Source organism: Shewanella oncorhynchi (assembly GCF_012584455.1).
GTDB classification, from domain to species: domain Bacteria; phylum Pseudomonadota; class Gammaproteobacteria; order Enterobacterales; family Shewanellaceae; genus Shewanella; species Shewanella oncorhynchi.
This window is the reverse complement of the sequence record NZ_JABAEB010000004.1, coordinates 111,096-131,810: the sequence shown is the minus strand read 5'-3', so window position 1 is coordinate 131,810 and position 20,715 is coordinate 111,096. Positions and strand designations below refer to the sequence as shown.

Annotated in this window: 15 protein-coding genes; 10 read left to right on the top strand and 5 right to left on the bottom strand. The window is 44.4% G+C overall.

The genetic code is table 11. The features are described 5' to 3' along the window. From HGO26_RS07310 to HGO26_RS07300, 3 genes are all read right to left on the bottom strand, one after another. The coding region (locus HGO26_RS07310; protein ID WP_247651504.1) for a hypothetical protein at nucleotides 1-324 on the bottom strand (324 nt) is incomplete at its 3' end. Nucleotides 325-433: 109 nt separating this feature from the next. Next, complete coding sequence (locus tag HGO26_RS07305) at nucleotides 434-4,702, bottom strand: EAL domain-containing protein (RefSeq protein WP_168824252.1); 4,269 nt, start codon at nucleotides 4,700-4,702, stop codon at nucleotides 434-436. A 284-nt stretch (nucleotides 4,703-4,986) separates the two neighbouring features. Then, entirely contained in the window at nucleotides 4,987-7,776 is a 2,790-nt protein-coding gene (locus HGO26_RS07300) for an insulinase family protein (RefSeq protein WP_168824250.1), read from the bottom strand. 169 nt (nucleotides 7,777-7,945) lie between these two features. On the opposite strand from HGO26_RS07300, the gene sixA reads away from it, so the two are divergent. Next, a complete protein-coding gene (gene sixA, locus HGO26_RS07295; protein ID WP_028761045.1) occupies nucleotides 7,946-8,416 on the top strand; it encodes a phosphohistidine phosphatase SixA in 471 nt (156 codons plus the stop codon). Nucleotides 8,417-8,516: 100 nt separating this feature from the next. On the opposite strand, the gene smrB is transcribed toward sixA, so the two are convergent. After that, the gene (smrB, locus tag HGO26_RS07290) at nucleotides 8,517-9,047 is read right to left on the bottom strand and encodes an endonuclease SmrB (protein ID WP_028761044.1); all 531 of its coding nucleotides are present in this window, start codon (nucleotides 9,045-9,047) and stop codon (nucleotides 8,517-8,519) included. A gap of 80 nt (nucleotides 9,048-9,127) precedes the next feature. On the opposite strand from smrB, the gene prmB reads away from it, so the two are divergent. The 6 genes from prmB (at nucleotide 9,128) to HGO26_RS07260 (ending at nucleotide 14,850) form a co-directional block, all read left to right on the top strand. Beyond that, complete coding sequence (prmB, locus tag HGO26_RS07285) at nucleotides 9,128-10,072, top strand: 50S ribosomal protein L3 N(5)-glutamine methyltransferase (RefSeq protein WP_168824248.1); 945 nt, start codon at nucleotides 9,128-9,130, stop codon at nucleotides 10,070-10,072. Between the two features lie 124 nt (nucleotides 10,073-10,196). Continuing rightward, nucleotides 10,197-11,291: a chorismate synthase gene (aroC, locus tag HGO26_RS07280; RefSeq protein WP_028761043.1), complete on the top strand. Its 1,095-nt coding sequence runs from the start codon at nucleotides 10,197-10,199 to the stop codon at nucleotides 11,289-11,291. Between the two features lie 91 nt (nucleotides 11,292-11,382). After that, nucleotides 11,383-12,558 carry an MFS transporter gene (locus HGO26_RS07275; protein ID WP_168824246.1) on the top strand — a complete coding sequence of 392 codons (1,176 nt, stop codon included), beginning with the start codon at nucleotides 11,383-11,385 and terminating at the stop codon, nucleotides 12,556-12,558. 61 nt (nucleotides 12,559-12,619) lie between these two features. Further along, complete coding sequence (locus tag HGO26_RS07270; protein WP_168824244.1) at nucleotides 12,620-13,798, top strand: NAD(+)/NADH kinase; 1,179 nt, start codon at nucleotides 12,620-12,622, stop codon at nucleotides 13,796-13,798. 4 nt (nucleotides 13,799-13,802) lie between these two features. Continuing rightward, nucleotides 13,803-14,087: a YfcL family protein gene (locus tag HGO26_RS07265; RefSeq protein ID WP_011788898.1), complete on the top strand. Its 285-nt coding sequence runs from the start codon at nucleotides 13,803-13,805 to the stop codon at nucleotides 14,085-14,087. After that, nucleotides 14,077-14,850, top strand: coding sequence for an RNA methyltransferase (locus HGO26_RS07260; protein WP_168824242.1), 774 nt, complete (start codon nucleotides 14,077-14,079; stop codon nucleotides 14,848-14,850). The genes HGO26_RS07265 and HGO26_RS07260 overlap by 11 nt, the downstream gene beginning before the upstream one ends. Nucleotides 14,851-14,946: 96 nt before the next feature. Here HGO26_RS07260 and mnmC1 read toward each other — a convergent pair whose 3' ends face one another. After that, a complete protein-coding gene (gene mnmC1 / locus HGO26_RS07255) occupies nucleotides 14,947-16,989 on the bottom strand; it encodes an FAD-dependent 5-carboxymethylaminomethyl-2-thiouridine(34) oxidoreductase MnmC1 (protein ID WP_168824240.1) in 2,043 nt (680 codons plus the stop codon). A gap of 138 nt (nucleotides 16,990-17,127) precedes the next feature. On the opposite strand from mnmC1, the gene fabB reads away from it, so the two are divergent. The 3 genes from fabB (at nucleotide 17,128) to HGO26_RS07240 (ending at nucleotide 20,648) form a co-directional block, all read left to right on the top strand. Then, nucleotides 17,128-18,339 carry a beta-ketoacyl-ACP synthase I gene (gene fabB / locus HGO26_RS07250; RefSeq protein WP_168824238.1) on the top strand — a complete coding sequence of 404 codons (1,212 nt, stop codon included), beginning with the start codon at nucleotides 17,128-17,130 and terminating at the stop codon, nucleotides 18,337-18,339. 159 nt (nucleotides 18,340-18,498) lie between these two features. Then, nucleotides 18,499-19,629 carry a 4-phosphoerythronate dehydrogenase gene (locus HGO26_RS07245; RefSeq protein ID WP_168824236.1) on the top strand — a complete coding sequence of 377 codons (1,131 nt, stop codon included), beginning with the start codon at nucleotides 18,499-18,501 and terminating at the stop codon, nucleotides 19,627-19,629. 2 nt (nucleotides 19,630-19,631) lie between these two features. After that, a complete protein-coding gene (locus HGO26_RS07240) occupies nucleotides 19,632-20,648 on the top strand; it encodes an aspartate-semialdehyde dehydrogenase (RefSeq protein WP_028761035.1) in 1,017 nt (338 codons plus the stop codon). Nucleotides 20,649-20,715 lie beyond the last annotated feature (67 nt).

The following is a 20,715-nucleotide window of genomic DNA, read 5'->3' as shown; positions in this document are numbered from 1 at the left end:
GTAAGGATGCCCAGCGATTTCAAAAGGTTTGAACTTCACGTAAGGATGCCCAGCGATTTCAAAAGGTTTGAACTTCACGTAAGGATGCCCAGCGATTTCAAAAGGTTTGAACTTCACATAAGGATGCCCAGCGATTTCAAAAGGTTTAAACTTCACATATGGATGCCCAGTTACTTCTACTGGAGCAAGTTTAACTGCAGGTTCTTCTGAAGTAATTGACTTAGCTGCTGGTTCTAATTTAGTGCTATCTTCAAGTGCATAAGTATTTACTGCAAAACTAATTGAAGATAATAAAGTAACGGCGGCAAGGATTCCTTTCATCATTCTAATTCTCTCTCAGGGTAGTTGATATTGATTTATTATTGACACTGATAGTGCTATTGCACTTGTTGTGCCAATGTTGTAAGTCGCAATCAAGTTGAGAGTAAATTGATTATGTAATGTTGCTTTTTGTGTTTAGCTTTATCATGTCTTCTTGGAGTAGCAAGGTAAATTCGGTCTCCTTTATGGCCTTACTAAAAATATAGCCTTGAATTTCTTCACAGTTGAGTGCCCGTAAAATGTTCAATTGTGCAGCTTGTTCTACCCCTTCTCCTACAACAGAAAGCCCCATGTTATGGGCGATAGTGATAATAGAATCGACCATTTTGAGATCGCGATCAGACTTATCAATATCGTCAACAAAAGCTTTATCAATTTTTAAAGTATGAATCGGGAAACGTTTTAAGTATGAAAGGGACGAGTATCCAGTGCCGAAATCATCGAGTGCTAAACTAACGCCCATTTTAGCCAGTTGCTGCATGACAATAATAGCCGTTTCCGGCTGTTTAATGACGGTACCTTCAGTTATTTCTAATTCAAGATGACATGCAGGTAGTTTAGTGAGTCTTAATATTGACTCTATTCGCTGTTGAATATCGGGCAGTGCAAATTGACGTGACGATAAATTGACGGCGACTCTGCCGCTGAATATGCCTTGTTCACGCCATTTCTGTGCAGCGAAACAGGCTTTGCGTAAGACTATTTCACCAATTTCAACAATTAAGCCGTTTTCTTCAGCAAGCGGAATAAAATCATTTGGGGGTATCAAGCCATGTACTGGATGATTTAATCTGACTAAAGCCTCCATACCTGCAATTTTACCGCTTTTAAGATCAACCTTAGGTTGATAATAAACTTCAAATAGATCATCTTTTAAGCCTTCACGGATAAGATTTTCTACTTCTAATTGCCTAATTGCATGTTGGTTTAAAGACTCAGAATAAAACTGGTAGCAATTACCTCCTGCTGACTTAGCATGGTACATAGCAATGTCAGCCTTTCTCAGTAATGCTTGCTCGCTTTGCTCATCTTCTGGGAATAGCACTATGCCAATACTTAATCCTAGGACTAGCTGTTCATTGCTAACGTCAAATGCAGGTTTTAATCCCTCAATAATACGGTTAGCAATCGCAGCGCTGGCGCTTATATCTGAACCCTTGTCTAATACAATGGCGAATTCATCTCCGCCTAGACGATAAATACTGGTATTTTTAGGAAGTAAGGACTTAATGCGGGTAGCAACGAGCTTTAATAATGCATCTCCAATTTGATGGCCTAAGGAGTCATTAATACGTTTAAAATTATCAAGATCAAGTACCATAAGCGCATGAGCTATTTCTCGATTCACTAGGTTACTTAAGGTCACTTGTAAGTTGGAGCGATTTGGCAGTCCAGTTAAGAGATCGTTATTAGTTAATTTTCTAAGCTCTTCTTCTTGCTGCTTACGTCTTGATATATCAGAAAAAACACCAACATAGTGTGATAATTCGCCTAACTCATCATAGATAGCATCGATAGTGAGCTCCATATGGAAGTGACTGTTATCTCCTCTGGCGGCTTCGACTTCATTTGCCCAGCGACCTTGCTGTTTTAACATGGTTCTGATTTGGGTGGAGAAGGTTTCTGGATATAAATCAAATGTGAGTAAGTTGCCAATAAAGTCATTTCGGTTACGTAATGAAATTTTGCAGCAAGCTTCGTTGACTTCGACAAAACGGTATTCATTGTCGAGGATAAACATGCCTTCTGAAATATTTTCAATCGCTTTTTCAAAGAGTTTCAGCTGCTCTTCTTTTTGTTTAAATTGACTAATATTTTTAATCGTTCCAGTCATTCGCAGGGCATTATCTTTGTCATCCCGCTCTACAATCTTGGCGCGGTCTAAAATCCATACCCAATTGTCGTCTTTGCCTTTTACCCTATATGCGGCTTCAAAATGATCTGTTTCACCATAAAAATGCTTATTAAGCGCTTCACGAACACGTTCCTGATCCATAGGATGTATATTACTCTCTTCATCCGATTTTCCTGAACGATGTCCATCACGGGGAAATTCAAGTGCTCCCCAAATATTGGAGCGAAAAATGTTGCCAGTTTCTATATCCCAGTCCCACATTTCATCACCACTTCCCCAAAGGGAAAGTTTTAATCTTTCTTCGCTGAGTACAATCTGTCTTTGTGTTTCTCTACGACGTAGCACCGTTTTTATTACTAGATATGAGATACATAATACAATTGCAGCATAAATAGATTTTGCTTGAAATGATGACCACCAAGGAGGTGTTATAATGACAGCAAGCTCTTTTGTTGCTGCTTTTTCACCGGAAAGTGAGTTAACCGCATAAACTTGAAAAGTATAATTTCCTGGAGATAAGTTTGTATATGTTGCTGAGTTTGTTCCATTTGCAGGTATCCATATATCAGAAAGGCCAAACATCCTATAGTAGTAGTTAGTTGATGAGTCGTCTGACATGGGAGATATAAAATTGAACGAAAATGGATAGTCAGAGTATTTCAATGATATTTTATTAGATGCTGCGATTGATTGTATTAGATAGTTACTTTCTTGATTTTGAACTATATTAAATACTAAGAAATCTGATATTTCTGTTTTATTTACCTTGCTTTTCTTTACATAGCTTACAACATCTTTAGGTGATACTAGACTAATTCCACTGATCCCCGCAAGTAGAGTGTTACCGTTTATATTAATACCATTGGGAGCATTGTACTCATATTGACTCCCATTTGATGTTTTTAAGGTATAAGATACTTTACTGTTTTTTTCAAAAATAATGACTTCACTTAGTGATGAGGCTGTTATAAAACCATCATTATCTACAATGGCGTAGATCTCTTTATTGTTAGAAAGTATTCTCGAAATTTTTTTACTGGTATCATTATAAAGCATCAGTGACGTTGATGTTCCGAAGTAAATGCCATTATCACTTTTTTCGATGCTGTAAGTTATTTCATTGTTTAAGTTTTCTAATAACCCATTTTCATATTTTTTCAGTCCATCTTGTCCGGCTATATATATTAGGTTGTCAGATGTTAACTCTACGTCAAAAATTGGCTCATTCTTTTTTGTATCAATGCTGTTAGTAATTTCACCATTTTTGATGATTAAAACTTTCCCATCAGGTGTGCCAGCAGCAATTGTTAAACTATTTTCATTAATAGAGAGTGATGATATTATATTTTTGCTAATCAACCTGGATGAATCATCTTTCTGTAAAAATAACCCTGCATTAGTACCAAAATAAAGTCCATCATCACTTAGAACTGCGTATTTGTATCCTTGAGTATGAGTGCTGAAACTTTTGATTAGGTTTAAATTTTCATCAAAAAGATTTATTTTTTCAGAGTCAGATGAAACCAGAAAGCCTTTAGTGTTTTTTGTAAGATGCCATGTGCTATCGGTGGTTAAGTTGGTTTTCTGCACTAAATTATTTACTTTTTTTACAATAGTGATGCCTTGATCAATACTTCCTAGTATAAACATATCTTCGGTTGCAAAAAATGAAGATGTTTTATCTGTGCTATCTGTGCTATCTGTGGCTAGAAGTCCTACAATGCTATTTTTAGAAATATTAACTATATTTTTATTAGTGATACCATAAATAGTGTTTTTGTGTTTCGTGAGTTGAGAAAATACTCGCGGATCAATTTTTACTATTTTATTGTCCTTATACTTATATAGTCCATCACTTAATGATATGAGTAGTGTTGAGTGATCTTCTTGCTCGAAATCAATTGTTTTTTTAGCTATCTCTTTTAATTCATTCTGGGTGAGCTTAAATAACGTACCTGCATAATCTCTTATGTAATAATCGTCGCCTACTTTTATCGTTTTTTTGATTTCACTTAGGCCTTTATTTGAAAGTTCGTATGTTTTTTCTTTGTTATTTATATCTATAATTGCTTTGTTAGTTCCAACAATTAAACTCTTATCACTTGAGTTGAGGCTCCAAACAGGAGAGCTTTTTACCGACAGTCCATAATGAGAAAAGGATTCTTGAAGTTTATCATATACGACTAAGCCACTATCGGTTCCAACATATAAAATGCCTTTATCATCAATAAGTAAACTTCTAATAAAAGAGCTGGGAAGGCCTGTTCTGGTATCATTAGCATAAAAATGCTTAAAGTTTTTCCCATCAAATCGATTTAATCCATTAAATGTTCCTATCCATATATAACCATCATTGTCTTGAACGATAGACGTAACAGTGCTTTGGGAAAGTCCTTCTGGGACACCAAAAGATTGTGATTGGAGAATAATAGGAGATTTATCAGAAAAGGGAGATGCGTTTACGTCTTCGAATGCATGCAAGCTAAAAAAAGCGAGCAAGACGATTTTAAAGAGTGCTTTAGGCATAGTGTTTGTTCTTATTATCCGAGGATGCCATGAAACAATTGTGTTACATCACTTTTCCAGAAAGTGAGCGGTTTGTCAAAGTGGAGTCTGCAGAAAATCCTTTTAACAGCATGTAGATGCAGTAAAATTGTTCGGTGCTGAAGTGGTAGAACATGGGCTAGCCATGTTTTACATCAGGATTACGCCCAACACTGAAAGATACGACTATAGTTGGACTGATTTGTAGCGGTTCTGTTTGTTTACCTAACTTTGCTCACAAATGTGTGAGCAAAAGTGTTTTTTGTTTAGAAATTAAACTTTTCTGCCGTTTGCTTAAAAACTTTAAGATCCGTGATCATTTTGTCTGACATCAGCGCTGCTTGGGTTCTGTGTTGTTCACCTGTGCTAAATAACACTAAGCGATCGCTGTGCTTAGTACGCATTTTACGCATCATGAATTTGAGTAAATCAGTGCGGGTGAGCTTAGTTATTTCGTCTACGACGAGTTCTCTTTGGTTAAATTGATAATCTCTATTGCCGACACTGACCCAATAACGTTGACTGCGAGTTTTGAGGTTCGCGTCGTGCTCCATGATTTGATTAATCAGACCTACCTTTGTGCTTTCCCATTCTTCGTTGGTGATTTGCATCACTGCATAATTAAAGTCGGCAATAAACTCGTCGATGGCCTCTAATAAATGCAGTGGCCCAGTTGTGGGTGACTGAATATAGAAAATAAGTCCAGGATGACGATTGAGCGGCAGGTAACCTGTGCCTACCATATAGCCCAACTGTTTTTCAGTACGCAGCTCATGGAAGAAGGTGGACGACATAGTGTGATTCAGTAAGCTAAATAGCGCCATTTTTTCGGGTGTTGCCACGGCAGATTGGTAATACACAATAATTGCGCTATCTTGATGATCTATCGCGAGTTCTCTCAGTAACGTGCCTTGGCCTGTTAAATTCACTAATTCTCTGGTGGACTCGGCGCTCGGCGTCGAAACTAAAGATAAAATGTGCTCTAAACGTTTGCCAAGAGCTTGTGCTTCAGAGACTAGCCAATCCCCGTAGACTAACCCTTCAAGATAGATCTTTTCGTAGAAGGCGCGTACATGGTTATGTAAATCTTCTAGGCTAATATCTTCCAACATTTGAGCCATGCGTGCTGGTTCATAACTGCTTTTTTGCAGTGTAACAGTCAGGCTCGTAAATAATTGTGAAATCGGTTTAGCCTGTGTTTGATTCTGCCAACTGCGCAGAAGCTGAGATTTTATGAGGGCAAAGCGCTCTTCGGTAAAATTGCGCTCTCTGGCTTTATGGATTAATAGCGCTAATAACGTTTCTTGATTGCCGGTAAAGCCCGATAAATGCAGTGTAATTCCGCCTTGATGCGGATAAATGTTATAGCTTAATCCAGCAACTTCGGCCTGATAGGTTGGCTCGGTGAGATAATCGAGTAGCATTTCAACATATAAGCGGGTGAGGGCGGCATGCCTTGGCGTTTTACTTGCCTGCTCTGAATCCAGCGATAAATACATGTGACCTTTTGGCACATTAAACTCATCATCTTTCTTATGCCAAATGCGGTATCCAGTTGATTCAGCAACGATCACTGGCACGTCAACATCGCTCTTATCCGGACGGGCAATCGAGTCGGCGACAATAAAAGGATTTGCAGCCGGTAGCTGTAATTCAGGGCGAATATTGTTCACTTGCCAACGAGCTAGGGACTGTGGCGCAATTGGGCGGACTTTGTACGGCGTGTGATACCAGTTAGCTTTACGATCCGTTTTAACCGATTGGGCGATAAGCTGCAGGCGCATATTCTGTGGCACCATGAGCTCAAGTAGCTCAATGGTTTCAGGGATATCCAGCCCATCCATCCGATAATCGCCAAAGACCAAGTCTTCGACTTCATAGTGATGCATATTGATACTGAGATGGCTGGCTAAATCGAGTGATTTAACTTGCTCTTGATAACGAAACGCCATTTTGAGCAGGTTTGCACGCTCCAAATAACGCCATTCATCTAAGCCTTGGGTTTTGATAAGTTCAATATACTCAAAACAGCAGCTGATAATTTCATCGAGATTGCCTAGCCCTTTATCGGTTAACTGTAAACCGATACTGTAATCCTTGAAGTTATAGCCATTTACACCGCCGCCCGCAGACAAGTTGTTCACTAATCCTTGTTCTTTTAGATACGACAACAGACTGCCATGACTCTCATTGCCTAAAATATGGCTGATATAAGTCAAAGGCTTACGTTTGTAGTAGTGATCAATTCCTGGGAAATTAAAACTGATGCTTAAGCGTTTTTGCTCCTTAAGCGGCACAATATCGATTTGCCTCAACAGTTCTTTTTCTGAAAATAGTGGTACTTGAGGATAGTTTTTCACTAAGTTCAAGTTTCGGATCCCACTAAAATAGTGACAGGCTAAATCTTGTAATTTATCAAGGGAAAGCGGAGCGACTAAGCACAAGGTCATTAAGTTGGCGCTGTAATGGCTTTGATAGAAATCGAGTAATTCACTACGCACCTGTGCTTGTTCTCCGCCTAAGGTGACTAAGTTACCCACGGAAAATTTCGAAAATGGATGCAGTGGGTTGACTGTCTCTTTGAGTACTTGATAGGTTCGACGGATATCATCTTTTAGTTTTAAACTAAATTCAGATTCAATAGCTTGGCGTTCTCTATCGACTAAATCTAAATCAAATTTTGGGGCGATAAAAAATTGGCTGAATCTGTCTAAGGAGTCGGCAAACACTTCTTCATTGATGGTGAAAAAGAAGTTAGTGTGCTCTGTGCCTGTCCAAGCGTTATTGCTGCCGCCATGCTGATTAATAAAGGCGTGATACTCGCCTGAGTCTGGGAATTTCTCAGTACCGAGAAAGAGCATATGCTCTAAAAAGTGCGCCATGCCGGGTCTATCTGCGGGATCATCAAAATGACCCACGCCTACAGCCATAGATGCGGCAGCTTGGCTGGCATCTTGATCTTCAACCAATAACACCCTGAGCGCATTATCTAATACAAGATAACGATACTGGCGGTGATCATTTGGACTTTTATATATGGACTGAGAGGCTTGCAAAGAGACACTCCGGTAACGATAGCTTGTTATATATTGATAGTCTTAATGGTTTTTAGCAAATATCTCTTGTGTTTATCGACTAAAGATTAAGTCTTGTGAGGTTTGTTGAAACGGATTTTAGGGCTACAATTGGGATAAAACAAAAACAAGTTTGAGTCGCGAGAGAAGTATGCAGCTATTTTTGATGAGACATGGTGACGCCGGATTTAATGCTCAGTCTGATAGAGACAGAACACTGACCGATGTTGGAAGGCACCATACTGTGTTGATGAGCAACTGGCTAGCTCGCAGTGTGGCTGATTTCGATCTTGTTTTAGTTAGTCCTTACTTACGAGCACAGCAAACGTGGCAGGAACTGAGTCAGCATTTTCCTGAGCCGCGTAAGTGGCTAGTCGCCGATGATCTTGTGCCTTCTGGCGATCCCGCCAATGTAGCCGCCTTGGTTGTGGCTTATGCTGAGTTATACAAAGCGGATAAAGTACTCGTGATTGCTCACATGCCGTTACTGGGCTACTTAGTCAGTGAGTTAGTGGCTGGCGTTGAGCCGCCATTATTCGCGACGTCAGGCATTACGCTCATTGATAAACATGCCGAGCAAGCGTCGATTGTGTGGCAGCACGCCCCCCATAGTATTAGCTAATCTAGGTTAATATCTCTATTTACAAAACAAACGGCCCACATTAAATGGGCCGTTTGTTTTCAGCTAAATAGTAAATGTTAAAGCCTAAGCCGATAGCGAGCTAACGTCTATGCGGTTGCTCACCAATATCAATCAGCACTAATAACGCCGCATCGCCGCCCCATTCTTTAGGGGCCTGATGGAAAGCCTTCACCATAGGATGCTGCACTAACCACATGGGAACTTGTTGTTTCAATATGCCACTGCCGTAGCCATGCATAATGCAGCAGCACAGGCTTTGCTGTTTAACGCAGGCTTGGATCAGTGCCGCTAACTCAAGTTTGGCTTCCGATTGGCGATAGCCGTGTAAATCCAGCAGTAAATCTGGCTGGTAATCGCCACGTCTGAGGCGTTTGAGTTCTAAACTGTCAACACCTTCTTCTAACCAACGCATCGGCCCTTGTACAGGCAGTAGTGGCTGATAAGTATCTGAGAAATAACTGTTAGCATGCAGTTGCTGCTCTTTCAGTTCTATTTCCTGTTTGGTTTTTAAGGGCATGCGAAAGTGTCGCTTATTTTGGGTGATGGGTTTAATTCCATCAATAAGCTTTGAGAACATCGCCAAGCCTTCTTTGTCGTCGTCTTTATTCATGGCGGGTATTCTATTGAATCCTATGGTTTCTGAATAGAGTTCAGTTACAATGTTTGCGAACAAACTAGCGGGAGCACGTTTTGGATAAGATCTTTGTAGATGAAGCTGTGACAGAATTACGTACTATTGGCGATATGTTACGTTGGGCCGTGAGCCGTTTTAACGATGCCAATGTGTATTATGGTCATGGTACTGATAATGCGTGGGATGAAGCCATCGCCTTAGTTTTCCATGCCTTACACTTACCCGAAGAAATCGGTCAGCAAGTGATTTTAAGTAACTTGACCAGCAGTGAAAAGCATAAAATTGTCGAGTTGATCATTCGTCGGGTGAGAGAACGCTTACCTGTGCCTTACTTGACCAACAAAGCGCGTTTTGCTGGGCTTGAATTTTACGTCGATGAGCGCGTGTTAGTGCCACGTTCACCGATTGCCGAAATGATTGCTAACCGTTTTAGCCCCTGGTTATATAACAAGCCAGTCACACGTATTTTAGATTTATGTACTGGCAGCGCTTGTATCGCGATTGCCTGTGCCTATGAATTTGAAGACGCCGAAGTCGATGCGCTGGATATCAGCGATGATGCCTTAGATGTGGCGCAAATCAATATCGAAACCTTAGGTGTGATGGACAGAGTTTTCCCGATGCAATCGGATCTGTTTTCGGCCATCCCAGAAGGGCCTCAGTATGATTTGATTGTCTCAAACCCACCTTATGTGGATGCTGAAGACATTGGCGACATGCCTGATGAATATCACCATGAGCCAGCCATTGGTTTAGCCTCAGGTCGCGACGGTTTAGATTTAACCAAGCGTATACTCGCCAATGCCGCGCAATACCTCACGCCAACGGGTTTACTCGTAGTCGAAGTCGGTAATTCTATGGTGCATTTGATTGAGCAGTTCCCAGAAGTGCCATTCACTTGGATTAACTTTGAAAATGGCGGCGATGGCGTATTTGTATTGACCCGCGATCAACTGGTCGAAAATCAGTCAGTGTTCGGCATTTATCGCGACGCACAATAGCCTAAGATAGCAAATTAGGTTGAGACTTTTCCCGCTGCCAGTTAGGCTTGCAGCGGGAAAATAAATTGTCCAGTGGTCGCTGGACACGGAGCGATGAACAAATAACCTAAGGTGTACAAAGCGGATGTCTGGAAACAGTATTGGTCAAAATTTTGTAGTGACGACGTTTGGTGAGAGTCACGGTGTTGCACTGGGTTGCATTATTGATGGTTGCCCTCCTGGGCTTGAATTAACCGAAGCCGATATGCAGCACGATCTTGACCGCCGTCGTCCTGGGACATCCCGATATACCACGGCACGCCGTGAGCCCGATGAAGTGCGGATTTTATCCGGCGTCTTCGAAGGTAAAACCACGGGCACCTCGATTGGACTCTTGATTGAAAATACCGATCAACGCAGTCAAGATTACTCTAATATCAAAGATTTATTTCGCCCTGGGCACGCCGATTATACCTACCAGCAAAAGTACGGTATGCGTGACTACCGCGGTGGTGGCCGCTCATCAGCCCGTGAAACTGCGATGCGGGTTGCGGCGGGTGCTGTGGCTAAAAAGTATTTAAAGCAAGTTCACGGTATCGAGATCTACGGCTATATGTCGCAGCTGGGTCCTATTTGTGCGCAGACCATTGATCTTGACCAAATCGAGCAAAATGCCTTTTTCTTCCCCGATGCTAGCAAGCTGGAAGCGCTCGATGAATACATGCGTGAGCTGAAAAAATCCGGTGACTCGATTGGCGCGAAAATCTCCGTTATCGCGACAGGTGTGCCAGTGGGTTTAGGTGAGCCAGTATTTGATAGACTCGATGCCGATATCGCCCACGCGCTGATGGGTATTAATGCCGTCAAAGGTGTTGAGATTGGTGATGGTTTTGGTGTCGTGACGCAAAAGGGCTCCGAAGGGCGTGACTTAATGTCGCCGCAAGGCTTTGAATCTAACCATGCGGGCGGTGTGCTCGGTGGGATTTCGTCGGGTCAGCCGATTATTGCCCATATTGCGTTAAAACCCACATCAAGCATCAGTGTGCCGGGTCAAAGTATGACGGCGCAGGGTGAAATGGCCGAAGTTGTCACTAAAGGTCGTCACGATCCCTGTGTTGGGATCCGCGCGGTACCGATTGCCGAAGCTATGCTTGCCATTGTGTTGATGGATCACTTATTAAGACACAGAGCGCAAAATCAGGATGTGCGTAGTCACACGCCCGTGCTTGGTATGCGATAGGCGAATGAGATAGGGGTATGAGATAGGCGCATGAAATAGCTGGTATGCGATAACGATACAATGAGTAGCATGAGATAAATGGAATGCGTTAATGTCAACTTCTTCTAGCACAAGCCGGCAATTGCGCTGGCTTTGTGCCTGCTATTTTTTCTTCTTTTCTATTCTCGGCACTATGGTCCCTTATCTTGGGGTCTTCTTCGAAAATCGCGGTTTTAATCCTCAAGAAATTGGCTTTTTACTCGCCATCCTGATGGCGACGCGCATTGTTGCGCCGAATGTGTGGGCTAAAGTGGCTGACCGTACTGGGATGCGCGCCGAGCTGATCAAAATGGGCGCGGGAGCCGCCGCGCTGGCGTATTTGAGTTTCTTCTACCATGGTGGTTTTGTGTATATGGCGCTGAGTTTGGCCCTCTATACTTTCTTTTGGAATGCGATCCTCGCCCAGCTTGAAGTGATCACCTTAGAAACCTTAGGCGAGAATGCCAGCCGCTACGGTCAAATTCGCAGTTGGGGTAGTGTCGGTTATATTTGTCTTGTTGTCGGTGCGGGCTTTGCCATTGGTCAGTGGGGCACTGAGGTGTTGCCTTATATCGGTTTGTCATTATTTATCGGCATGTTAGCCAGTGCGTTGCCATTACCAGCAAATCGTTTAGTGCGCGACACCAGCCAAGTGCGGCCGCCATTGCAATGGAATCGGGCGATTATTTGGTTCTTAGTCTCGGCCATGTTGCTGCAAATGAGCGCGGGACCTTTCTACGGCTTCTTCGTTTTATATTTAAAGCAAGCGGGTTACTCCGAATCCTCGGCGGGCATATTTGTCGCCCTTGGCGCTATGGCCGAAATCGTGATGTTTATGTTCGCGCCGCGTTTACTGGGTCGCTATGGTGTGAATACCTTATTGATTGTCAGTATCGGCATGACTTGCCTACGTTGGTTATTGGTTGCCTTCGGGGTAGATAGTGTGTTGTGGCTTGGTTTTAGCCAATTATTACATGCCTTTACCTTTGGTTTAACCCACGCCGCATCGATTCAATTTGTGCATAAACATTTCGATGCGAGTCACAGAAGCCAAGGTCAAGCCCTATACGCCAGTTTAAGTTTTGGGGTTGGCGGCGCGCTCGGTACTTGGATTTGTGGCTTTATTTGGGGCGATGGTAGCGGGGCTGTTTGGTCTTGGGTATTTGCCGCAGTATGCGCCTTTGCCGCTATGCTGGCGGTATTCTTTATCCCTAAGGATAAACCGAGTGTTGCAGCTCATGCGGCCTAGTCATATCCATTAAGATAAAAATATAAAAAAAATCAAAATATTGCGTTAAGTGAGGTAAAGGGTGATTCGGTTTCGTTTAGGGTTAGTTATCAATCCATTAGCTGGCTTAGGTGGCAGTGTTGGTCTTAAGGGCAGTGATGGCGTTGCGCAAGAAGCACTTGCATTAGGCGCTGAACCCAAAGCCGCCTTGCGTATGATGCAGGCCCTCGAGGTTATCCGTGATTATAGTGATGACATTGAAGTCATTACCGCTTCAGGCATCATGGGTGAAGACACCGCTAAAACACTCGGTTTTACCACGCGAGTGGTGTATCAAACTCCGGATAAAACTCAGGCGCTGGATACGCAGGCCGTTGTGCGTGCGCTGCTGGATGAACCGCTGGATTTACTGCTTTTTGCCGGTGGTGATGGCACGGCCCGCGATGTTTACTCCGTATTTGAACAAGCCACTATCGACGACAAACTCCCCGTACTCGGCGTGCCTGCTGGGGTGAAAATTCATTCCGGCGTTTACGGTATTACGCCCCATGCGTCTGGCATGGTGGTCAAGATGTTGCTCGATGGCGAACTTGTCAGTTTGATGTCCGCCGATGTGATGGATATCGACGAAGTGGCTTTTCGCCAAGGCACAGTGCGCGCTAAACGATTTGGTGAGCTCTTAGTGCCCGCCGAGCCGCGTTATGTGCAAGCGGTGAAGATGGGTGGCAAGGAAGTCGATGAACTCGTGCTGGCCGATATCGCCGCCGATGTGATCAATCAAATGGAAGATGAATTGTACATCATGGGCTCTGGCAGTACGGTTGCCTTTGTGATGGAAGAGTTAGCTCTGGATAATACCCTGCTCGGTGTTGATCTTATTCAAAATAAATGTTTAGTCGGCAGTGACTTAACCGCGAATGAATTACTCGAACTGACCCAAGATAAGCCGACTAAGTTGGTGATTACCTTAATTGGTGGCCAAGGCCATATCTTAGGGCGTGGCAATCAACAGTTGTCGCCCGAGCTCATTCGGCGCATCGGAAAAGACAATATTATTATCCTTGCCACAAAAACTAAGCTAAAAGCACTTGATGGACGACCACTAATTGTGGATAGTGGCGACCCTAAATTAGATAGCGAGCTTGGCGGCTATTATAAAGTGACGACGGGTTACCATGATTACGTCATGTATCAGGTGGCCAATCCAGATTTATTGGTCGTAGCAGATGTGTCGGCCAATCCAGTATTAATGGAGAGTTAGACCCATGTTAGAGCATTACGAAGACGCATTAGAACAGTGGATCGCCAGCGTTGTTAGTCATGGTGATGACGATGCTTTGTTTGCCTGTGGCTACTTACAGGGCCATGTGGCCGTAGTGTTGTCGCAATTGGAAGCACAGGGTGAAACGGATCTTGATGCTTTAATGCTAAAAATGACCGACTGTCTAGCACTCGCGCGCCAAGAATTAAACGATGCCGATTATGCCTTGGTTGAACAGGCATGGGCACAGCTGCAGGCAAAGATTATAGGCGAATTGGATGTTGCCTAGCTCCCAGCCGATGACTGACAACGAGCACGTGACTAATACCGAAGTAACGAGTGTAGAAATGCCGAGTGCTGAATTAGCCTGTGAGCAAACGCTCGATGCCAGCGCGGTATTTATCGGTTTAGTGAATCCTAAAACGCCCGTTAACGTCGGTGGCATTATGCGCGCATCGGGTTGCTATGGCGTCGATGGCGTCTTTTATACCGGCAGGCGCTACGAGTTAGCCGCGCGTTCGGGCGCAGTGCAATACCATGTTGATACTAAAGATGCTGGAGAGCGCATTCCGCTCACGGGCGTCACTTCATTGTTAGCCGCGATTCCGGCGGACACTCAGCTTATCTGTGTCGATTTGGTGGTTGGCGCAACGCCGCTGCCGGATTTTGTCCATCCCGCGAAAGCCTTTTATGTGTTTGGTCCTGAAGATGGCACCATTGGGCAAGAGATTATCGATAAGGCTGATGCCGTAGTGTATGTGCCTACGGTCGGTTGTATGAATCTTGCGGCTTCGGTCAATGTGCTGTTATACGACAGATTGGCTAAATCCCACCGTGAGGCTGCAAGCCTGACATCGAGCCTAGCATCTGGTCTACCTTCGAACTTAAGCGGCGATGCACTCATCCGTCAGAGTCGTGATAACAACAATCGTACTCGGGTGAAAGTGCCCAGAGCGCCGCGAAAACCTCGACATGTTGAATCCAGTAGTGTCGGGTCTAGCAGCCTTGAACCTAGCAGCATTGACAACGCAATAGTCATCACAGCCGCTTAAGTGGTTTAAAAATAACATTTTAAAAAAGGGATTAAGTCATGGCTTAATCCCTTTTTTATAGCGCTCAAAAACGTTATTTTTCTAGCGATTGATTGCCTAGAGCGCTTTGCCCTTGAGTAACTTTCGCAGCCACATACGATTAGGGTTGAGTTTACACAGAGTCGCTTTATCGAGAGGAATTGGCTCGCCGCAAAGCTGCGCCGCGAGACATTCGGCGGCCAGTGGCCCAGAACTGAGTCCCCGTGAGCCTAACCCGCCAAGAATATACAGCCCTTCGTGCACCGGCGCTGGCGTTGTTTGCCAGTAGTGATGACTTTCTTTCGTGAGCTGATGTTGCGCATAATCTTTAATAATTTTTGGCACATCGGGCGCGCAGCCCATCATAGGGAAATGATCCCGCGTGACCATACGCACGCCAACACGGGCATTGTTGCCACTCATGTCGATATCTTCAAGCCAAGACTGATTAGGATAACTCTCGTGCATTTTGGCGAGGTTTTCTTGCTGCTCCAGCGGGCAAAAATCTAAATGCTTAGGTTCTTTAACGTAACTCGCGCCAAGGCAGTGGAGTCCTTCGTGACTCGGGGTCAAATAACCGTTTGCGCACAGCACTGTCGCGAGTTGACTCAATTGAAATTGAGCGGGTACATGGCTGACTTGGCCGCGAAAAGGGCTAATTTGTAATTTGTTGCTGGCATCAAATTGCGTGAGCGCTGCGCCATTGGCGAGCACAAGTTGTGCAAAGGGGCCAAAGCGATGCTTCGCGGTGATTAAATACCAACCTTCACTTTGATACTCAATTTCAAGGATCTCAGTCTCCAAATGGAGTTTGACCTCAGAAAGCTGCTGCGCTTTTTGTAGTGCGGCTTCGGCATATTCGTAGGGACAAACCCAGCCAGCCAGCGGATAGAAAAAGCCTGATTTGTCGATATTAATGTTCGCAAGAGAATTGGCCAGTTTCGCATCGACTCGATAGGCAATTTCACTTGGCCAGTTCTGGCTTTGAATAATTTTATCGAGTCGTAATTGGCTGCGTTCATCGTGGGCAGTTTGCAATACCCCGCAAAAATCATGGGAAATCGGCGTTTGATTTGGGGCGGGGGCAGATGTCAGCGCTTGTACTCGACGGCGGCTAAATAAAAATGCTTGCTGGAAGAAGCGGCTTAATTCATCATTTTCCGGTGTCAGCAGCGGATAAATCGCCCCTTGGCGATTGCCCGAGGCGCCTTGGCCAAGCTTGGCATCTTTACAAAAGAGCTGCGTACTTTGGCCGCGTTCCGCCAAAGACAGCACCAAATGCGCCGAGGCTAACCCGCCGCCTATGATGGCAATCGAGCTGGGCGGCACCGAGGGTAAGATTGCAGCCATAGGATTAAAGGCATAGGCTTTAGCGTCTTGCTGGCGTAAGACGTGGCGCTCGTGTAACAAAATGGCATCAGGCTGAGGGTTTGTCTGTATTTCAGCGCAGGTAAAATCCCTCACCTCAAAGCCACAGGCTTGGAAACGGCTCACAGGTGTTTCGCTTAATCCGCTAGACTCGTTTAATCCAATAGTTGCAACAGTGGCGCCATCATCACTGAGTTTTGCCATCTGCCAATGGATCTGCTGATTTAACCCATTTTGTAGATGGGGCAATACTAGCCAGTGCTGAACGGGGTGAAGCGGAGAATGGATGAGCGAACTGAGCTGGGATTGAATATCACCAAAGTGCAGGTCGATTGTGGTACGACCGTCATCAAAAATTAATCTCTGGCAACCTATAATAGCCGTCGGCTCTGTATGAAGTAAGCGTTGGGCAAGTGGCTCAAGTTCAGGCACTTTGGTTAAACCGGCGGATTGATCCCAAAGTAATTTAAGTTCGTACGCATTAATCGGATTGGGTTCGAATACGTTAAGGAGTAATCGTTGGTTAGGATTTGTCTGAGTGCGCCACCAAGATAAGAGTTCAAGCCCGTTGCCTAAACCTATTTGCCCTAATACTAAGAGTTTTTGCTGTGAATGAGCCTCAAATACCCGCTGCTGATAAATGCTCAACTTGCTGAGATAGTGTGCATCAGTGTGAGCTGTTGCGGGATAAAGGTTGATTAATTGCGGGTAATCGCGCTTAATTTGGCAAGGTTTATTGGGCTCTGCAGTCAAAGAAATTTACTCTCGGTCTCATAATTGGCATTATTTTACTCGCCTTTATGGAAAGCTGACCACTTAATTGAGTCAAAACAGATACTATTGGCTCAGCGAAAAGTAGGTACTGACATGTACACAATGGATAGCAATAAAATGAAAAGAGTCGTGATCACCGGAATGGGTGTTGTTTCAAGTATCGGTAATAACAAGCAAGAAGTGACCGAGTCACTGAAAGCGGGCCGCAGTGGTATTACGCATTCAGCTCAGTTTGAAGAGATGCAATTACGTAGCCATGTATGGGGTGACATCAAGTTAAACCCTGCTGAGCATATCGATCGTAAGGCATTGCGTTTTATGGGTGATGCGGCAGCTTATGCTTACATTGCTATGCAAGAAGCGGTTGCCGATGCCAATTTAACTGAAGAACAGTATTCAGATCCGCGCGTAGGTCTGATTGTGGGTACAGGCGGCGCATCATCGTCTAACCAAGTACAATCTGCCGATACATTGCGTGAAAAAGGCGTTAAACGCGTAGGTCCGTATATTGTGCCTCGCATCATGTCGAGCACGGCCAGCGCTTGTTTAGCCACGCCATTTAAAATTAAAGGCATGAATTATTCTATCAGTTCAGCCTGTGCAACCAGCGCCCACTGTATTGGTCACGCCGTTGAACTTATCCAAATGGGTAAGCAAGACATGGTGTTTGCCGGTGGTGCTGAAGAAGTGGATTGGACACTGACCATGGGCTTCGATGCTATGGGCGCACTGTCAACCAAGTACAATGCCACACCCGAAAAAGCCTCTCGTACCTATGATGCAGACCGTGATGGTTTTGTGATTTCTGGCGGCGGCGGTATTTTAGTGGTTGAAGAGTTAGAGCATGCTCTGGCTCGCGGCGCAAAAATTTACGCTGAAGTGATTGGTTATGGTGCGTCTTCAGACGGTTATGACATGGTGGCGCCATCGGGTGAAGGCGCTGTGCGTTGTATGCAAATGGCGATGATGGATGTCGATACCCCAATCGATTACATCAATACTCACGGCACTTCAACGCCAGTGGGCGACGTGCGTGAATTAGAAGCGCTACGTGAAGTTTTCAAAGACAAGTGCCCACCGATTGCATCGACTAAGTCTATGACAGGTCATGCATTAGGCGCCGCAGGCGTACATGAAGCGATTTACAGCTTAATCATGATGGAAAACAGCTTTATTGCCCCAAGCATCAATATCGAAAATCTGGACGAAGCGGCGAAAGATATGCCTATCGTGCGTGAGTATCGTGATGCTGAGCTGACTACAGTCATGAGTAACAGCTTTGGTTTTGGTGGTACAAACGCCACGCTAGTGATGCGTAAATTCAAATAAGTTTGTTTATCAAACGCGATAGAAGGGAAGCTTAGGCTTCCCTTTTTTATGGGCGTTTTTTGTAAACCTGTTGCATCGACAAGGATTTATCCCATTAGTCTTGTTAGAATACCGAGCATCTTGATGCCTTCCATTCCCACTTTTTTAGATCAGGTGCCCATGAAGATTTTAGTCGATGAAAATATGCCCTATGTTGAACCGCTATTTGGCGATCTCGGGGAAATTATTCCTGTTAATGGCCGCACGTTAACCGCAGCGCAAGTGCGCGATGCCGATGTGTTATTAGTGCGCTCAGTCACCAAAGTGAATGCCGAGTTGCTCTCGGACAATCATCAACTGAAGTTTGTCGGCAGTGCCACTATAGGCACAGATCATGTGGATTTAGCCTACCTTGCCGAGCGTAATATCCCCTTCTCTAATGCGCCAGGTTGCAATGCGACTGCGGTTGGGGAATTTGCTTTTATCGCTATGCTGGAGCTAGCACAGCGGTTTGATTCGCCGCTTAAGGGCAAGGTCGTCGGCATAGTGGGCGCGGGCAATACCGGTACTGCAACAGCAAAATGTTTGCAAGCCTACGGTATTAGCGTGTTGCTTAATGATCCCATCAAAGAGAAACAGGGCGATCCGCGCAGTTTTGTGAGCTTAGAAACCATCATGGCGCAGGCCGATATCATCAGTTTGCATGTGCCCATCACGCGCACGGGCGAGCATAAAACCAAACATTTGTTCGATGAGGTGCGCTTAAAGGCGCTCAAACCCAATACATGGTTAGTTAATTGCTGTCGTGGCGATGTGATAGATAACAAAGCACTTGTCAGAGTTAAACGCCAGCGTGATGATCTCAAACTTGTACTCGATGTGTGGGAAGGCGAGCCAACACCGATGCCTGAACTCGTACCACTGGCTGAATTTGCCACGCCGCATATTGCAGGTTACAGCTTAGAAGGTAAGGCGCGCGGCACTTTTATGCTCTATCAAAAGCTGTGTCAGTTACTTAATATTACTGCCGATAAAAGTCTGCTGGATCTCTTGCCAAGCTTTAACATTAAGGAGGTCGAACTTGCGACCGCGCCGAATGAAAAAGCGTTATTACAGCTTGCGCGTTTTGTCTATGATTTGCGCGATGATGACAAGATGTTCAGAAATACATTCTTAAATGAGAATGGCTTCGACACTATTAGAAAAAATCACCAACATAGACGCGAATTTAGTGCATTGGCGCTGGCTTATGACGGTCAATCTGAGGTAGATTGGTTGTCCAATTTAGGTTTTTCAGGAGTCGGTCAGTAGCTATGTCACAGGAATTTAATGTTGTCGTTTTAGGTGCATCGGGCGCAGTGGGTCAAACTATGATAGAGATCCTCGAAGAGCGTAATTTCCCGGTTGCCAATTTGTACCCTTTAGCCAGTAGCCGCAGCGCCGGTGAAACGGTCAGCTTTCATGGCAAACAAATTACCATTCTCGACGTAGAAACCTTCGATTGGACCCAAGCTCAAATTGGTTTCTTCTCTGCAGGTGGTGATGTTTCCGCCAAATGGGCACCGATTGCCGCTGAAGCAGGCTGTGTTGTGATTGATAACACCTCTCACTTTAGATACGACATCGATATTCCTTTGGTTGTACCTGAAGTGAATCCGCATGCTATCGCTGATTTCCGCAATCGCAATATCATTGCTAACCCAAATTGCTCAACCATTCAAATGCTGGTGGCACTTAAGCCTATTTATGATGCCTATGGTATCAGCCGCATTAATGTGGCAACGTACCAGTCAGTATCGGGCACAGGTAAAAAAGCCATTGAAGAATTAGCGCATCAGTGCACTAAATTATTGCAAGGTTTACCTGCTGACGCTGAAGTCTATCCAAAACAAATTGCTTTTAACGTATTGCCACAAATCGATAAATTTATGGATAACGGCTATACCAAAGAAGAAATGAAAATGGTCTGGGAAACCCAGAAGATTTTCGGTGACGATGAGATTTTAGTGAATGCGACTGCCGTACGTGTGCCTGTGTTTTATGGTCACTCAGAAGCCATTAATATCGAAACTCGTCAGCCTGTTGATGCCGAAGACGTTAAAGCTTTACTGCGTAATGCCGAAGGAGTGGTATTGTTTGAATCCGATGAGGATTATCCAACAGCAGTGACAGATGCCGCAGGAACCGATCCGGTTTATGTGGGTCGCATTCGTAAGGATATTTCTCATTCCCACGGGATTAACTTGTGGGTCGTGTCAGACAATATTCGTAAAGGCGCAGCCTTGAACAGTGTGCAAATTGCCGAGATCTTAGTGAGAGATTATTACTAAGCATTAGATTGCATTTGATGCCCATTGAAAAGCCTGCTGTCAGCAGGCTTTTTTTGTTTTACAATTG

Excerpts from the sequence above, each read along its gene's own strand:
- HGO26_RS07305 (WP_168824252.1), bottom strand. The coding sequence starts at position 4,702 with ATGCCTAAAGCACTCTTTAAAATCGTCTTGCTCGCTTTTTTTAGCTTG.
- sixA (WP_028761045.1), top strand. The coding sequence starts at position 7,946 with ATGCAGCTATTTTTGATGAGACATGGTGACGCCGGATTTAATGCTCAG.
- smrB (WP_028761044.1), bottom strand. The coding sequence starts at position 9,047 with ATGAATAAAGACGACGACAAAGAAGGCTTGGCGATGTTCTCAAAGCTT.
- aroC (WP_028761043.1), top strand. The coding sequence starts at position 10,197 with ATGTCTGGAAACAGTATTGGTCAAAATTTTGTAGTGACGACGTTTGGT.
- HGO26_RS07275 (WP_168824246.1), top strand. The coding sequence starts at position 11,383 with ATGTCAACTTCTTCTAGCACAAGCCGGCAATTGCGCTGGCTTTGTGCC.
- HGO26_RS07265 (WP_011788898.1), top strand. The coding sequence starts at position 13,803 with ATGTTAGAGCATTACGAAGACGCATTAGAACAGTGGATCGCCAGCGTT.
- HGO26_RS07260 (WP_168824242.1), top strand. The coding sequence starts at position 14,077 with ATGTTGCCTAGCTCCCAGCCGATGACTGACAACGAGCACGTGACTAAT.
- fabB (WP_168824238.1), top strand. The coding sequence starts at position 17,128 with ATGAAAAGAGTCGTGATCACCGGAATGGGTGTTGTTTCAAGTATCGGT.
- HGO26_RS07245 (WP_168824236.1), top strand. The coding sequence starts at position 18,499 with ATGAAGATTTTAGTCGATGAAAATATGCCCTATGTTGAACCGCTATTT.
- HGO26_RS07240 (WP_028761035.1), top strand. The coding sequence starts at position 19,632 with ATGTCACAGGAATTTAATGTTGTCGTTTTAGGTGCATCGGGCGCAGTG.